Genomic DNA, 15,697 nt, shown 5'->3' with positions numbered 1-15,697 from the left:
TCAGCCCTGTTCGCCGAACACGCGGCGGAAGATCACGTCGACGTTCTTGGTGTGATAGCCATAGTCGAACAGCTCTTCGAGCACGGTGTCCGACAGGGCCTTGGAGACCACGGGGTCGGCCTTCAGGAAGTCGATGAACTTGCCCTCGCCGCGCCACACCTTCATCGAATTGCCCTGCACGGCGGCATAGGCGTCTTCGCGGGAAACGCCTTCCTGTGTCAGGGCCAGCATGACCCGCTGCGAGAACACCAGGCCCCCCAGCTTGTCGAGGTTCCTGGCCATGTTCTCGGGATAGATGTTGATGCGCTCGATCACGCCGGCCATGCGGCGCAAAGCAAAATCGAGGTGGACGGTGGCGTCCGGGCCGATGCCGCGCTCGACCGACGAGTGGCTGATGTCGCGCTCATGCCAGAGGGCGACGTTCTCCAGGGCCGGGGTCACGGCCGAGCGCACCAGCCGGGCCAGGCCGGTCAGGTTCTCGGTCAGGATCGGGTTGCGCTTGTGCGGCATGGCCGAGCTGCCCTTCTGGCCGACCTCGAAGGGCTCTTCGGCTTCCAGAACCTCGGTGCGCTGCAGGTGGCGGATCTCGGTGGCCAGACGCTCGATCGACGAGGCCACCACACCCAGGGCGCAGAAATAGGCCGCGTGGCGGTCGCGGGGAATGACCTGGGTCGAGACCGGCTCAACCGTCAGGCCCATCATCTTGGCGACATGTTCTTCGACGCGGGGATCGACATTGGCGAAGGTGCCCACGGCGCCGCTGATGGCGCAGGTGGCGACCTCGAACTTGGCCATCGCCAGGCGCTCCTTGGCGCGCTGGAACTCGGCATAGTAGCCGGCCAGCTTCAGGCCGAAGGTCACCGGTTCGGCGTGGATGCCGTGGCTGCGACCGACGCAGACGGTCATCTTGTGCTCGAGGGCCCGGCGCTTCAGGGCGGCCAGCAGCAGGTCAACGCCCTCGATCAGCAGATCGGTGGAGCGCGACAGCTGCACGGCAAAACAGGTGTCCAGCACGTCGGAGCTGGTCATGCCCTGGTGCAGGAAGCGGGCCTCGGGGCCGACGATTTCCGACACGTGGGTCAGGAAGGCGATGACGTCGTGCTTGGTGACGCGCTCGATCTCGTCGATGCGATCGCTGTCCCAGACCGCGTCGCGGCCCTTTTCCCAGATCGTCTGCGCCGACAGCTTGGGGATCACCCCCAGCTCGGCCATGGCGTCGGCGGCATGGGCCTCGATCTCGAACCAGATCTTGTACTTGGTCTGGCTGGACCAGATGGCGGCGGCTTCGGGGCGGGCGTAACGGCTGATCATGGACGGGGCGTTTCGACCGATGGGGCCGGGGAGTCAAGCGCAAGATCCTCCCCCGGATGGGGGAGGTGTCGACGCAGTCGACGGAGGGGGAAGATTGACGAGCTTTTCACACCGCTTCCCCCTCCGGCGCTTTGCGCCACCTCCCCCTTTTGGGGGAGGATTTTTCGAACCCTCAGGCCTGGGCCACCGCCCGTTCCTTCATGTGCTTGACCATGCCGATGGCGGCCAGGGCGTAGTGCAGGCCGGCCCAGGCGTAGAAGCACAGCGAGACGATGATGCCCTGCTGGCTGGAGAGCGCCAGGGTGGTGCGGCACAGGTCGGTCAGCTCGGCCGGCGAGCCCTTGGGGGCCACGCCGCCAGGGCAGGCGGCGGCAAAGTTGGTCGCCGTCTCGGGCAGTCCAAACGAGCCGACCAGCGAGGTGATCAGGCTGCCGGCATTGGGGGTGTTGAAGTTGAACTGGGCCAGATGGTCGATCAGCCAGCCGGTGAACACCGGTCCGCCGCCCAGGGCGATCAGATTGAGGAAGAAGAACAGGATGGCCGTGGCCGTGGCCCGGCGGCGCGGGTCCACCGAGTTCTGCACCACGCCAAACGTCGGGGCCAGATAGACATAGTGGAAGATGCCGGGAACCAGCAGGATCAGGGCCGTGGCCTGCCAGGTGGGTTGCAGATAGGCGATGATATAGATCGGGGTGCAGATAAGCAGACCCAGGGCCGGGGTCAGGGCGTACCACTTGGCGCTCTTCTTGCCGGCCCAGTCGCTGAGGACGCCGCCCACCAGGGTGCCGACCCCGGCCGAGAAGCCGCCGATCAGGCCGGTGATCAGGCCCACCTGCGCCAGGTCCAGGCCAAAGGCCCGCACGAAATAGGACGGCACGAAGGCGCCCGAGCCATAAGAGCCGAACGAGGCGATGGTCACGCCCAGCACCATGTGCAGCACCGGCCATTTGCCAAACAGCACCTTGGTCACGGCCCACATTTCGCGAAACTCGCCCGCCATCGAGAAGGCCGGTTTCGGCGGCTCGACCACCACGTCTTCAGCCTCCAGCGGCGCTTCCTTCATTTCGGAATGGCCGCGCGGCGGTTCCTTGACCACCAGCTTGACGATCACCGCCAGCAGGATGCCGGGCAGGCCGACGATCACGAAGGCGACGCGCCAGGAAAACTCCTGGGCCAGCCAGCCGCCGGCCACCGCGCCGAACATGGTGCCCAGCGGGATGCCGAACGAGTAGATCGACAGGGCGGTGGCCCGCTGCTTGGGGGCGTAATAGTCGCTGATCAGCGAGTGGCTGGGCGGCGAGCAGCCCGCCTCGCCGATGCCGACCCCGAAGCGATAGGCGGCCAGCTGGGCAAAGCTGGCGGCGCTGCCGCACAGGGCGGTAAAGCCCGACCAGATGACCAGCGAGGCCGAGATGATCGTCACGCGGTTAAAGCGCTCGGCCAGCCGGGCAATGGGGATGCCCAGGATCGTGTAGAGCAGGGCGAAATACAGCCCGCCCAGCAGGCCCAGCTGGGTGTCGGTCAGCTTCAGGTCCACCTTGATGGCCTGGCCGATGGTGGCGATGATCGTCCGGTCGATGAAGTTGAAGGTGTAGGTGGCGAGCAGCAGCCCCAGCACCGTGGCCTTGTAGCCGTTGGAATAGACGGGCTTGGCCCCGCCGGACGCGATTGCATCGGCCATCGAAGACGCTCTCCCTTCAAACATTTGTTCTAATTCTTGAGGGGACTGTAGACGTAAGGGAAGACGCAGCGCCAGAGGGGAAATTTGCGGGGTGCTCGCATGACGATCCGACCTCGCGCGGGAACCGCCGAGTGGGTGGGAAGGGTTGCGAAGCGCCCGGGCCTCGCCCGGATGAAGGATAGAAAATACCGTTTCGACGAAGACGAGCGCTCCGCGCGGTCGTTCTTTCAGAGGCGTGCGGCGCTTGAGCCCTGTTTGGGCCTCGCCGCCTTGAAGCCTCCGACGGGCGGACCGGGGAGCGACCCCGTTCCGGACTGCCGGTTCTCCCGAACCGGCCTGCTGCTCGCCCGACCCCTGACGTGACGTCGTTTTAGTGTTCCACGGCCGACCGCCGCCAGACACGAAAGGGTTGGCGGTTCTGACCCGCCATCGTTTGAGCTTCCCGCTCGACCACCCCGAACAGCCGCAACGGTCGCTGGCCTTGCGCCCTTCCCGTGCTGTCCGGTGAAGTGATTATGCCGGGCGTTTTGAGCGCGTCTGACGGCGCGGTGCGAGATTTTTGCAGGGTGTTGATTGGGTTGGGGTTTGTGGGCGATGCGCCGGGGATGGAGGGGACTGTATCCCCATAAATCCTCCCCCTGAAGGGGGAGGCGGCCGTCAGGCCGGAGGGGGAAGACCGCCCCGAGTCAGCAGCGACTACCCCCTCCGTCGCCCCCGCCTTCGCGGGGGCGACACCTCCCCCTTCAGGGGGAGGATCTGTTGCGACGCCCGTCCGCCGGGCCGGAGCCCTCCCTAAATCCCACGGCGAGACGATCGCCGGTCTGGACAGGTCACTCAAGGACCGCCTCCGGCGGCCGCGCGGCGGCGACGCGCGAGCGTCGTCCTTGACTGACCTGTCCAGACCGGCACGCTTGGCCTACGTGGAACTTAAGGATGCGCGGGACGCGGGGCGTCCGCTTTTCGGCATGAAGCGAAAGCGTCCTTTCGACCCATCTCGGACGCTCAATCCAAGAGAAACGGATGGTCCTGGACGGCGGGCTCCGAAACGCGGGAGTCAATGAGGACGTAGGAAGGCGGGTTAATGCCGCGAATAGACGCGCGATAGGTCTTTTCCTCCACATGCACGAGGATGTCCTGGCTGGCGTCGACACATATCTGAGTGTGCCCCGAGAGATCGGTTGAGGGGGCATAGGCGGCTAAACGCCCACGCCACAACACTTTGTCACCTTGTCGGATTTCTGCAGGGACCTCACTGAAGCCGACGAAAGTAACGGATGTCGTCGAGCAACTGACGCTCCGTGGCTGGATACCCAAGGCGCGTACCGGAGATGCTGGGGTTGCAGCGAGCCCAAGCGCGACGAAGGCTGAACATTGGACTGAAAAGCGAAAAGCCATCTCGTGAGACAAGCATCTCCGTGGTCCGACATCCACCCCGACGTTTTCACACGGCCTTCGACCCGTAGCGGACCTTGCTGTTCAGCACTAAAATCTCACTCATGGGGGGTCGTGTCCCATCGCGTGGTGTAACTGCGTCGGCGTGATCACCGCGCTCTCCGGCTGAGCCGGATTGGTCAGGCCGCCATGATGGGCAGGCTGACGATGGGATCATCGCTCAAGGGAGCGACACTTTCCAGGGTCATGTAGCGGCATCGTTGGACGGCCCATTCGTCGTTCTGCTCGAGCAGAATGGCGCCGACGAGCCGGATGATGGCGGCCTCGTTGGGGAAGATGCCTACGACCTCTGTCCGGCGTTTGATCTCGCCATTGAGCCGCTCCAGGGAGTTTGTGGAGTGCAACTTGGTGCGGTGGGCGGCGGGGAAGGTCATGTAGGCCAGGACATCGGTCTCGGCCTGGTCGAGGAAGCCGGCCAGCTTGGGGAGTTTGGGCCGCAGTTGGTCGGCGACGCCGCGCCATTGGGTCTTGGCGGCCTGGGCGTCGTCCTGGGCGAAGGCCGTGCCGATGAAGGCCGAGACCATGGCGCGACCGCTCTTGCCGGCGTGAGCCATGACATTGCGCATGAAGTGGACGCGGCAACGCTGCCAAGTGCAGTTCATGATTTTGGAGACCGACGCCTTGATACCCTCGTGGGCGTCGGAGGTCACCAGCTTGACGCCCCGCAGGCCGCGCCGGGCCAGGCTTCTGAGGAAGTCCGTCCAGAACGTCTCGGCCTCGGAAGGGCCCACCGCCAGGCCCAGCACCTCGCGCCGGCCATCGGCGTTGACGCCCACGGCGACGATGACGGCCTTGGACACGATACGCCCGGCGGTGCGGTCTTTCACATAGGTGGCGTCGATCCACAGGTAGGGCCAGTCGCCCTCGATCGGCCGGGTCAGGAAGGCCTGGACGCGCTCGTCGATCTCCTCGCAGAGCCGCGAGACCTGGCTCTTGGAGATGCCGCTCATGCCCATCGCCTTGACCAGGTCATCCACCGAGCGGGTCGAGATCCCCTGGATGTAGGCCTCCTGGATCACCGCGGTCAGTGCCTTCTCGGCCAGCCGCCGCGGCTCCAAGAAGCCCGGAAAGTAGGAGCCCTTGCGAAGCTTTGGGATCCGTAGTTCCACCGTGCCCGCCCGCGTCTCCCAGTCGCGATCGCGGTAGCCGTTGCGCTGCGCCAGCCGCTCGGGGCTCTTCTCGCCGTGCGCAGCCCCAGTCAGGCCGCCCACCTCCAGCTCCATAAGGCGTTGGGCGGCGAACCCGATCATCTCGCGTAGAAAATCGCTGTCGCCGCTCTTCTCCATCAGCCCGCGAAGGGCGATTGTGTCTTCGGTCATCTTCGGTCCTTGGTTCAGGTTGAGCTTCGCAACCCAACCCTACCGAAGATCGTGGATGACCACCGCTACGCCGCTCGCTCGCTACGGCGCCATGGGGAAGGCGCGCGTCGCGAGCGGCTACGCTATCGCCAACGAGCTACACCACGTCCCGGGACACGACCCTCATGGGGTTCTGGTGGCGACGAGAAGAGATGCATGAGGCACGGATTATCCGGGCCGCAGAGACGCTCGCCCGGACCTTTGACCTTGGCGAAGGCGAACAGGTTTCAGCTCTCCAGGGCGAGGGCTTCACCGAAGGCGAGGCATGGCGGATAATCACGCTGCTACCGCTGGCCTTCAGCCGACCCGTGTTAGAGCAATTGGGTGTCCGTCGCTTCGTGATGCGCGTGACAGCGCGAAAGGCCGACGGACGGCGCGTGACGGCAATGTTGACGCGTCAGCCCGAATACGTCGCAGGCCTAAAGCTAGCGCGAAAGCATCGCCAAAATGGTGTGATGGCTCACGGCGTTTACGTGCTCATCGCGGAGAGCAGCGCCGACATCAACGCGGTAAGCAAAGCGCTGAACGAGGGCGTGGATATAGCTGGCGGAACTGTTGCCGCATCGCTGATCGGCCCGGAGATCGCCAAGCATCTCATTCGCTGAGTTCGCAACCCACCCACAACCGCCCTTCACCCTGTCTGCATTCCGACAGGGCTTTCGACCCCTCATCCGGCGCTGCGCGCCACCTTCTCCCGCAAGGGGAGAAGGATAGACACGGACTGCCGCCACCCCTCGCCACACCCCGAAAAACCGCGTATCACCCTCAAAATACAGAGGGGAAACCGGTGTCATGGCCAGGATTACGGTGCTGGGCGAGTGCATGGTCGAGATGTCGCCGGAGGGGGTCTGCGACGACGGGGCGCCGCGTTACCGGATGGGCTTTGCGGGCGACACCTTCAATACCGCTGTCTACATGTCGCGGCTGGGTGACGCGGTGGCCTATTGCACGGCGCTGGGGCAGGGCGATCCGTTCAGTGAGGGCGTGCTGGGCGCCATGCGGCGCGAGGGGCTGGATACCCGGCTGGTGCGCGAGGCCAGCAACCGTCTGCCGGGCCTGTACACCATCGTGCTGGACGACAGCGGCGAGCGGAAGTTCTTCTACTGGCGTGAGCGGGCCCCGATCCGCGACCTGTTTTCCGAGCACACCGCCGACCAGCTGATCGAGGCCGCCAAGGCCAGTGACCTCGTCTATCTGTCGGGCGTCACCCTGGCGGTGATCGGCGATATCGGCCGGGCGCGGCTGAAGGACATCCTGGCCTATGTGCATTCGCTGGGCGTGGCCGTGGCCCTGGACTTCAACTATCGCCCCGCCCTGTGGGCCAGTCCGGAAGCCGCCCGCGCCGCCCTGGACGGCATTGTGCCCGCGTGCCGCTATGTGTCGCTGAGCAGCGAGGATTCCCGGCCCCTGTATGGTCGCGAGGCGCAGGACCTGGCCGCCCAGTGGGCCGCGCTGGGGGCCGAGGTGGTGGCCCGCGACGAGAGCCACGCCGTCAACGTCCATCGCCCCGAGGGCGTAACCGCCACCCCGCCGCCGGGCCGGGTCAAGGCGCTGGACACCACCGGGGCCGGGGACAGTTTCAACGCCGCCTATCTGTCGGCGCGGCTGGCCGGCGTGCCCATCGAGACGGCCGTGGCCCGGGCCCACGCCCTGGCCGCCGTGGTCGTCACCTGCAAGGGCGCCATCGCGCCGCTGGCCTCTATGCCCGTAGTCGAACGGGGATAGGACAGAGTCGGTCGTAGGTTTTTCAAAGGCTTATTTTCCTACTTGTGCGTCACGATAGGAAAATTATCCTCATGTGCGGAAAATCAACCTAATGTCGAGCCGTGGTCGCTGGACTGCGACCCCGATGAGAGGACGCCATGCTGGTTCAAGCCTTAGAGGATATCTGGTCGGTCACGCCCGACCCCCGCCGTGACCGCCTGACGGTGGGGTTTGTCACCCACCTTGTGGCCATGGCCTTCGACGTGTCGCCCGGCGACATCGCGGCCCACAAGCGCACCTCGGTGGCGGCGGCGCGGGCCCGGCAGGTCGCCATCTATCTGACGCACGTCACCTTTCACTGGCCGCTGGCCCGGGTGGCCTTCGCCTTCGGACGCGATCGCACGACCTGCGCCTATGCCTGCCACAAGGTCGAGGACCTGCGCGAGAACGCCCTGTTCGACTCCCGTCTGGTCGAGCTGGAGGACTGCCTGCGCCAGGCGCCGCGCAAGTTCGAGGAGCCGCGTTGATGAGCGCTTCGGTTGATCTTGCGGTTGAGGCCCTGGCCGTGCGGGCGGCGCGGCTGCTGGCCCGTCCGGGCGCGGTGATCGAGGCCGCATCCCTGGGCTATGCCGTGCGGCTGGGCCCCAACCGTCGCCGCCGGCCGATGCTGGTTATCGACGAGCCGGCGTTCGACGCGCTGGTGGGGATGGTCGATCTGACGCCGCGCGCCCAGGGCGGCTGGACGATGGCCTTTCGGCCGCTGGCGATGGGCCGGCCGCCCGCGCCGCCACCGGGCAAGCCTGGCATCATCGAGGGGGAGCGGGTGATCGAGGAGCCCGGACTTGGTCGCACCGCGTTCAGGGCCAATCTGGGCGAGTCGCCCCTGGCCTGGCTGGCGCGGCGTCGCGATCCGCAGGGCCGGCCCTGGCTGACCCCGGTGGAGGCCGCCGCCGGCGAGCGCCTGCGCGACGAGTTTCAGCGCGCCGGATCTGTGGGGCGTCTGACCATGAACTGGGACGCGGGGCCGCGCGTCGATGGCGGCGGCGGTCGCCGGGTGGAGCCCGTCGAACGCGCCCGCGCCGCCAAGGACCGTATCGCTGCGGCGCTGGAAGCAGCAGGGCCGGGCCTGCGCGAGATCCTCGAGCACGTGTGCCTTGCGGGCACCGCCCTGGAGGCCGCCGAGCGGGCCCTGGGCCTGCCGCGCCGGGCCGGCAAGACGGTGCTGAAACTGGCCCTGCAGCGTCTGGCGGCGCACTACCGGATGGCCTGACGCGAAAAGGGCGGGACCTTGCGGCCCCGCCCTTCCTCAAAACAGCGCGCTGTCTAGAGCGCGTTCCGAAAAGTGGGAACCGGTTTTCGGAATGAAACGCGCGTGAAAACAAAAGACTAGAGCGGGTTGCGATCTGATTCCATCAGATCGCAACCCGCTCTAGTGCTTCAGCGCGTGCTTGAGGTCGCGCATCTGGTCGTGGCCCGACTTGACCGAGATCCAGGCCTTTTCGATGACGGCGCGGGTGTGGCCCTCGACATCGGTGTCGTCCAGGGCCTTTTCGAACCTGGCCTTGATGTGGTCTTCGCCGGACTCGACCTCGTTGATCACCGCCTGGTCGCCCTTGGTCAGGCTTTCCTTCAGATTAACGAACACGCGCTGGGCAGCGGCCATCAGGGTGCCGTCGTCCTTGGGCTTGCCGCCCAGGCGGCGGACTTCGTCCTGAAGCTCCGAAGCGATGCTGCGGCGTTCCTGGGCGCGGCGTTCAAACAGGTCCTTGTAGGTGGAGCCATCGGCGTCCTTGGCCGCTTCGGCATAGCCGTCGGCGCTGTCGATGGTGGTCTCAACCAGGCCGTTGACGAGCTTGATGTGGTCTTCGTTGGAATGGGACATGGAGGCCTCTCTCTTGATTGCCAGGGCTAGAACGCGGGCCATCTGCGGGGGTTCGAAGCGGCGCCGTGGAATTGTCAGGCCTTCTTGCCCAGCAAGCCCCAGGCGGTGGTGGCGGCGGCAAGCACCGGCCCGCGCGTGCGCTTGTTGATCAGCAGAACGGCGGCCACGCCTGTGACGATCAGGGCCAGGGCCAAGGGCGCAGCCTTGCGCGCCCAGCTAGCCTTGCCGTGCTCGTCGGGTATCAGCGCATAGTCGGGAACCGGGGCGACCGGTTCAGGCAGGCTGGCCTCGGGCTGGCGGCCCAGCAGACCAGAGAGCCTGGCGGCGGCGCGCGAGCGCCTGTTGGCCGGCGTATGCAGCGGCGTGTCTTGGGCGACCATGGGGGGCTCCGTGCGAAGGGGAGCCTCGATAACGCCCCTGGTCGCAGGACGATCCGTCGGCCGGCGTCAGTCCGGGTCGGTATCCAGCCTGGCCCCGACATGGTCGATGCCCAGTTCGCGGGCGCGGGCGACCTGGCGATGGCGCTCGGCATAGCGGGCCTTGCTGGCCTCATCGCGGCTGTCGTGGCAGGCCGGGCAGGCGACGCCCTCGACATAGAGCGGCGAGGCGCGATCCTGCGGGCTGACCGGTCGGCGGCAGGCGCGGCACAGGGCATGGGTCCCGGCTGACAGGCCATGGCCCACCGCCACCCGCTCGTCGAACACGAAGCACTCGCCGCGCCACAGGCTTTCGGGTTCAGGAACGGCTTCCAGATAGTCGAGGATGCCGCCCTTCAGGTGGAAGACGTCCTCGATGCCTTCGGACTTCAGGAAGGCGGTCGACTTTTCGCAGCGGATGCCGCCGGTGCAGTACATGGCCACCTTGAGTGGCGGGGCACCCGCGCCGCGCGCCGCTTCCAGCCCGGCGCGATAGTCGCGAAACCAGTCGGGGAAGGCCGAGAAGCTGCTGGTCTTCGGATCGACCGCCCGCGCGAAAGCGCCGATGGCGACCTCGTAGTCGTTGCGGGTGTCGATCACCAGCACGTTTGGGTCAGCGATCAGGGCGTTCCAGTCTGCGGGCTCGACATAGGTCCCGGCATTGGCGACCGGGTCCAGGTCGGGCAGGCCCAGGGTGACGATTTCCTTCTTCAGCCGCACCTTCATGCGGTGGAAGGGCATGGCGTCGGCCCAGGCGGTCTTGGGCGTCAGGTCGGCGCAGCCGGGCAGGGCGCGGATATGGGCCAGCACCGTCTCTATGGCGTCATTGGTCCCGGCGATGGTGCCGTTGATCCCCTCGCGGGCCAGCAACAAGGTGCCCCTGACGCCGTTGGCGCAGCACAGGGCGGCCAGCGGGCCTTGCAGGGCGGCCGGGTCTTCGAAGCGGGTGAACCGATAGAGCGCGGCCACGCGGAAGGCTTGGGAGTTTGTCGTCACGGGCGTGGCCATAGGCGCTTCTGAACCGTGTCTCAAGCGTGGCGGAACCAAAACGCCACACTGTCGGTTACCCCGCCATGAGCATCCTGATCGTCATCATCATCGCCCTGGTCCTTCTCGGACTTGCCCTCTACATCGTTCAGAGGTCGCCGATACCGTCGCCAGTGAACTGGATTATCCAGCTTCTGCTGGTGGTCGTCGCGATCCTGTTCATCGGCAATCGCGCAGGCTTCTTCTAGGCCCAGTTCGCCTCAGTTAAGGGCGGCGACGGCGTCTGTCTGGATGCGGTTGACCATGGCCTTGAGCCCGTTGGAGCGCTGTGAAGACAGGGCTTCGGACAGGCCAAGCCGGTCCAGGGCCGCCTTGGCGTCGAAGGTCGCGATATCCGCCGCCGGCCGGCCCGAATAGAGCCGCAGCAGGATGGCGATCAGGCCGCTGACGATATGAGCGTCGCTGTCGCCGCGAAACAGGATGGAGCCGTCGGTCTGGGGCTGGGTGACCAGCCAGACCTGACTGGCGCAGCCCCGAACCTTGTTGGTTTCCGACCGCTCGGCATCGCTGAGCGGCGAGAGGTCGCGACCCAGCTCGATCACGTAGCGATAGCGCTCTTCCCAGTCGCCGAGCAGTTCGAACTCGTCGGCCAGTTCGTCGAGGGCGGCGTCGATGGAGCGGGTCATGGCGCGCCCTTTAGGGGGCGGGCCCGCTGCTGGCAAGGGTTCAGGCGCGCGGAAGGGTGAGGTGCGCGGCGAGGCCCGAGCCGGGCCGCGAGGTCAGGCGCAGGGCACCGTTCATGGCGCGCGCCAGCAGGTCCACGATCGGCAGGCCCAGACCCGCACCTTCGCTGGCCCGCGTCAGGGTGCTTCCACCCTGTTCGAACGGGCGCAGCAGGCGCGGCAGTTCCGACGGATCAACACCCGGACCCTGGTCGACGATCAGGATCTCGACCATGCCGCCGGCCGCCGACTGGACCGCCACGAAAATCTGGCCGCGTTCCGGCGAGTGCGTCACGGCGTTCTGCAACAGGTTGGAGAGCATGGTGCGCAGGCCACGCCGGTCGGCCATCACGCAGGACGCCGCGCTGAGATCGGCGATCCGCACGGTGATCCCGCGCGGCGCCATTTCCGCGCGCAGCGGCTCCAGCGCCTCTTCGATGGCTTCGTCCAGCGGCTCAGGCGACAGGTTCAGGTCGGTGACGTGACCTTCCAGACGCGCCAGTTCGACCACCTGATTGACCAGTTTCAGCAGCTTCAGGCCGCTGTCGTGAACGATCTGCGCGTACTCCTGATATTGCGGCGAACCCAGCGGGCCATAGAGCTCGCGCGAGAGGATTTCCGAGAAACCGATGACGGCGTTGAGCGGCGTGCGCAGTTCATGGCTGACCATCCGCAAGAACGACCGCTTGCGGTTGTCCAGCGCGACCCGTCGACGTTCGTGGGCCCGCTCACGTCGAGCGGCCGCGCTGTCGGCGGGAAACGCTGCGTCCAGAGACGCCGGTTCGGTCATGGTGTAAGCTCCCGGACGTTCTGTCCGCACAGGTACGACCACAAGCCTCTCAGACCGCGCTTACCATTCCGTTTCCGTCCACAGTCGTTACACGACGAAAGATCGCTCGGGGATTGAGCGCGCTGGAGGGAACGGGTCCGTCACGATAAGCTTTGAAGACGACGCTGATGTGCGTCCTGTTCGAGGAATCTGCCAGATCTTGGAATTCACGCCCACCGCCGATTTGCCCCGTCCCGCCGCTCATCGCTTGCGCGGCTTTGACGCTGCGCGCCTGTGGCGGCTGGGTTGGCTGGCAGCCGTGTGCCTGGCGGCGGCCGCCACGGCGCTGTTGCCCGACGCGGTGAGTCTCCCGGTCTGGGGGGCTCTGGCGGCCGGCGTGATTCCCGCCCTGCTGTCCTTTCCCCTGTCCAGCGACGCCCTGCGAGACGACGAGCGCGCCCAGTCCCTGCTGCTGGTCGCCTGGGCGGTGGGCGGATCTGCCGCAGCTGTCCTGACCGGCGGCGTCTCGGGCGCGATGAGCGCCTGGTGCCTGGCCCCGGTCGCCGCCGCCGCCACCCTGGCCCCGGCCCGTCGCCTGGCCGAGGGCGCGGCCCTGGCGCTGATCGGTGGCTGCGTGGCGGCCCTGACCCAGTTGTCGGGTCTGGCCCCGCCCGCCCCGACGGGCGCACTGGCCTTCATTCTGGGCTTTCTGGCCCTGACCACCATCGGGCTTGGCCTGGCCTCGGGGCTGCTGATCGGCCGTCGCCGTGCCTGGGCGCGCGACACTCGCCACGCTGCCGACCTGCTGGTGCTGGAAGGACTGCTGGACGGCCTGCCGCATCTGGCCATGAGCGTCACCCCCAAGGGGCAGGTGGTCACCGCGCGCGGCGCGCCGCCGTCGGGTGTCTCTACCGACGAGATCATGGCGCGGGGCCTGTCGGCCGCCGCTGCAACGGGCGACCGACAGCGCCTGACCGGGGCCATAGCCCAGGCCTTCCGCGAGGGTCAGGTCAGCCTCGTGTTCAACCCCGCCCTGGGGCTGGAGCGGATCGTGGCGCTGGACCTGCAACGCGTCTCGCCGGGCCTGCTGGTGGGGCTGCTGCGCGACGTCACGGCCGAGCGCACCCGCGAGGCGGCCCTGGACCGGGCCCGCGTCGACGCCGAGGCCCTTGCTGCCGGCCGAGCCCGGTTCCTGGCCAATATGAGCCACGAGCTGCGCACCCCTCTGAACGCGATCATGGGCTTTTCCGACATCATGCGCTCGCGGATGTTCGGCCCCCTGACCGATCGCTATGGCGAGTATGCCGAACTGATCCACGAAAGCGGCGGCCACCTGCTGGATCTGATCAACGACGTGCTGGACATGTCCAAGATCGAGGCCGAGCGCTTTGAGCTGTCGCGCGGGGTATTCGACGCCCGCGAGGCGGTGCAGGCGGCCATGCGCCTGCTGCGCGTCCAGGCTGATGGTGCGGGCGTGCAATTGCGCGGGGTTCTGCCCCCGGGCGATCTGGAGGTGGACGCTGACCGGCGGGCGCTGAAGCAGATCGTCCTGAACCTGATCTCCAATGCGCTGAAGTTCACCCCGCGCGGCGGCCAGGTGACGGTCACGGCCGACGGCTATGACGGCGTGCTGGAGATTGTGGTGGCCGACACGGGCGTGGGCATCAGCCCGGAAGATCTCGAGCGCCTGGGTCGTCCCTACGAGCAGGCCGGCGGCGTCGATCAGCGCGCGCGCGGCACGGGTCTTGGCCTGTCGCTGGTGCGGGCCTTCGCCAAGCTGCATGGTGGCGAGATGCACATCGAAAGCCGTCTGGGCGCAGGTACCAGCGTTTCGGTTCGACTGCCGGTCTTGCTGGCTCCGCTGCCCCTGCCTTTGCCGGCGCCCGCATCGGTCGAGCCTCCGGCCCAGCCCGTTCCGCCCGCCAGCCTGGGCGACAACGTGATCGCCTTCGCCCCGCGCTAGAGCCGCAGGGTGTTCTCCCTCTCTAAAAGAGAACAGGAAGCCTTGGCCGACTACCGCAGAAACGCCCGGCCTGCCGCGAAGTCGCCGACCTCGACATAGGCCTTGCGGACCACGTCGCCGTCGCGCCCGGAAAAGCTGAATTCGATGGTCACCGCCTCTCGCGGATCCAGGCGGCTGATGGCCTCGGCCGTGGCGGCCGGGAAGCGAAAGGCCAGGCCGCTTTTGGCGCCGGTCGGCAGAAGGGTGAGGGGGGCCTCGTCGCGGGCCTCGGCGGTAAACACCAGGCTGGCCGAGCGGGGCGAGACCTTGGCCGCCAGGCTGCGACCGCCACGCGGATCGATATAGGGGCCCTGGGTGCGGGCCGGGTCGCGGATCACCAGCCGTGCGCCATAGGGACGTTCGCCCGTGGCGAAGGTTGCGACGGCCATGACTGCCCCGCCGCGTCCGGCCAGGCCAAACACCAGTCGGTCGCCGCCGAACGCCGCCGGTTGCGACAGACGCCAGAGAGGAATGGTGCTGGAACTGGTCCGCTCGGCCTGCCAGGCAGCCACATCGCCCGGATAGGTCATCCGCTGCATCACCGCATAGGCCTCGAAGGCCTTGCGCACCCGGCCGGCGGCGGTGGTCAGGTCGGCGGAATCGCAGGCGGCTGCCGACGCCTTGGCCCGGGCCCGCTGCTCCAGCGCCTCGACCTGGGCCTGGCCGGCACCCGAGCGCAGGGTGGCGCCGCGTGCCTGGGCGCGAGCGGAATCCAGCGCCGCCCCGACCGAGGGCGCAAACAGCCGACAGCGGGCGTCGGCCGAGGTCATCAGGGTGCGCTCATAAAGCTGGTCGGCGGCATTGGCCGCCAGGGCCGCTGCCGGCACCGCCAGGGCTCCCGCCAAGGCAAGACTGGTCAGGGTCCGTCCCTGGCTCCAGGAGACACGCCGCAATCGCCGAACGGAAAAGCCGGGTTCGGCGGCCATCGCGGGGGAACTCCTTGAGAAAGCAAAGGGCCCGCTCGAAAAGAGCAGGCCCGGGGGCGGGGTTTCTCGTATGGTCGAGACTTGAGGGCAGCTTAGCCGCCCAGGGTTTCGGTTCGGTTAGCATGCTTCTGTCGACGGATATCTGGGTGGGGGCGCTGATCCGCCGGGCCGAACTGGCGGGCGCCTTCGCCATGGTCGTGCGCAAGGGCGACGCGCGCGCCGGCGCCGTGCTGGTCAAGGCCGTGGATCGTCGTCAGAACACGGCGCGCCTGTTCGCGGAGGCCACGCGGGGCGACGGCGAGCGCTTCTGGATGCAGCCCACCAAGTCGGATTTCGAGCCCGACCTGGACGCCTATGCCCAGCGCGCGGCCCGCATCGATCCCGATGTCTGGGTGATCGAGATCGAGGATCGCGACGGCCGGCATTTCCTCACCGAGGCTGTCGAGGAATAGGCGCCGGGTGCGCGGATTCCTGTGGAGAACGCCCG

General features: G+C 67.3%; 16 protein-coding genes. 7 read left to right on the top strand and 9 right to left on the bottom strand.

Going from position 1 to position 15,697, the window contains the following annotated elements; genetic code table 11:
- From purB to ACW179_RS19705, 3 genes are all read right to left on the bottom strand, one after another.
- A complete protein-coding gene (gene purB / locus ACW179_RS19715) occupies positions 1–1,311 on the bottom strand; it encodes an adenylosuccinate lyase (protein WP_492061296.1) in 1,311 nt (436 codons plus the stop codon).
- Positions 1,312–1,483: 172 nt separating this feature from the next.
- Complete coding sequence (locus ACW179_RS19710; RefSeq protein WP_492061294.1) at positions 1,484–2,992, bottom strand: spinster family MFS transporter; 1,509 nt, start codon at positions 2,990–2,992, stop codon at positions 1,484–1,486.
- A gap of 1,571 nt (positions 2,993–4,563) precedes the next feature.
- Positions 4,564–5,763: an IS256 family transposase gene (locus ACW179_RS19705; protein WP_492059584.1), complete on the bottom strand. Its 1,200-nt coding sequence runs from the start codon at positions 5,761–5,763 to the stop codon at positions 4,564–4,566.
- 191 nt (positions 5,764–5,954) lie between these two features.
- Here ACW179_RS19705 and ACW179_RS19700 point away from each other — a divergent pair, with 191 nt between their 5' ends.
- The 4 genes from ACW179_RS19700 (at position 5,955) to ACW179_RS19685 (ending at position 8,776) form a co-directional block, all read left to right on the top strand.
- Positions 5,955–6,407: a hypothetical protein gene (locus tag ACW179_RS19700; protein ID WP_492061292.1), complete on the top strand. Its 453-nt coding sequence runs from the start codon at positions 5,955–5,957 to the stop codon at positions 6,405–6,407.
- A 187-nt stretch (positions 6,408–6,594) separates the two neighbouring features.
- A complete protein-coding gene (locus ACW179_RS19695; RefSeq protein ID WP_492061290.1) occupies positions 6,595–7,527 on the top strand; it encodes a sugar kinase in 933 nt (310 codons plus the stop codon).
- A gap of 137 nt (positions 7,528–7,664) precedes the next feature.
- Positions 7,665–8,033 carry a helix-turn-helix domain-containing protein gene (locus ACW179_RS19690; RefSeq protein WP_492061287.1) on the top strand — a complete coding sequence of 123 codons (369 nt, stop codon included), beginning with the start codon at positions 7,665–7,667 and terminating at the stop codon, positions 8,031–8,033.
- Positions 8,033–8,776, top strand: coding sequence for a DUF6456 domain-containing protein (locus ACW179_RS19685; protein WP_492061285.1), 744 nt, complete (start codon positions 8,033–8,035; stop codon positions 8,774–8,776). Before ACW179_RS19690 ends, ACW179_RS19685 begins: the two co-directional genes overlap by 1 nt.
- Positions 8,777–8,935: 159 nt before the next feature.
- Here the strand turns inward: ACW179_RS19685 and ACW179_RS19680 are convergent, their stop codons facing one another.
- The 3 genes from ACW179_RS19680 to trhO all read right to left on the bottom strand — a co-directional run bounded on the left by ACW179_RS19680 (position 8,936) and on the right by trhO (position 10,812).
- Positions 8,936–9,388, bottom strand: coding sequence for a PA2169 family four-helix-bundle protein (locus tag ACW179_RS19680; protein WP_492061283.1), 453 nt, complete (start codon positions 9,386–9,388; stop codon positions 8,936–8,938).
- Between the two features lie 74 nt (positions 9,389–9,462).
- A complete protein-coding gene (locus tag ACW179_RS19675) occupies positions 9,463–9,768 on the bottom strand; it encodes a hypothetical protein (protein WP_492061281.1) in 306 nt (101 codons plus the stop codon).
- Between the two features lie 66 nt (positions 9,769–9,834).
- The gene (gene trhO, locus ACW179_RS19670) at positions 9,835–10,812 is read right to left on the bottom strand and encodes an oxygen-dependent tRNA uridine(34) hydroxylase TrhO (RefSeq protein ID WP_492061279.1); all 978 of its coding nucleotides are present in this window, start codon (positions 10,810–10,812) and stop codon (positions 9,835–9,837) included.
- Positions 10,813–10,877: 65 nt separating this feature from the next.
- Here trhO and ACW179_RS19665 point away from each other — a divergent pair, with 65 nt between their 5' ends.
- Entirely contained in the window at positions 10,878–11,039 is a 162-nt protein-coding gene (locus tag ACW179_RS19665; protein ID WP_492061277.1) for a hypothetical protein, read from the top strand.
- Positions 11,040–11,051: 12 nt separating this feature from the next.
- Here ACW179_RS19665 and ACW179_RS19660 read toward each other — a convergent pair whose 3' ends face one another.
- Complete coding sequence (locus tag ACW179_RS19660) at positions 11,052–11,477, bottom strand: SufE family protein (protein ID WP_492061275.1); 426 nt, start codon at positions 11,475–11,477, stop codon at positions 11,052–11,054.
- Positions 11,478–11,517: 40 nt separating this feature from the next.
- Positions 11,518–12,303 (bottom strand): sensor histidine kinase, encoded by a 786-nt coding sequence (locus ACW179_RS19655; protein ID WP_492061271.1) that lies wholly within the window; start codon positions 12,301–12,303, stop codon positions 11,518–11,520.
- A gap of 199 nt (positions 12,304–12,502) precedes the next feature.
- On the opposite strand from ACW179_RS19655, the gene ACW179_RS19650 reads away from it, so the two are divergent.
- Entirely contained in the window at positions 12,503–14,245 is a 1,743-nt protein-coding gene (locus tag ACW179_RS19650; protein ID WP_492061266.1) for a sensor histidine kinase, read from the top strand.
- A 50-nt stretch (positions 14,246–14,295) separates the two neighbouring features.
- Here ACW179_RS19650 and ACW179_RS19645 read toward each other — a convergent pair whose 3' ends face one another.
- On the bottom strand, positions 14,296–15,210 hold the full coding sequence (locus tag ACW179_RS19645) for a hypothetical protein (RefSeq protein ID WP_492061262.1): 915 nt from the start codon (positions 15,208–15,210) through the stop codon (positions 14,296–14,298).
- Positions 15,211–15,332: 122 nt separating this feature from the next.
- Between ACW179_RS19645 and ACW179_RS19640 the strand changes: the two genes are divergently transcribed.
- On the top strand, positions 15,333–15,662 hold the full coding sequence (locus tag ACW179_RS19640) for a DUF1491 family protein (RefSeq protein ID WP_492061260.1): 330 nt from the start codon (positions 15,333–15,335) through the stop codon (positions 15,660–15,662).
- Positions 15,663–15,697 lie beyond the last annotated feature (35 nt).

This window comes from Caulobacter sp. AVps18, assembly GCF_058681425.1.
This window is presented reverse-complemented; position numbering and strand designations above follow the sequence as displayed.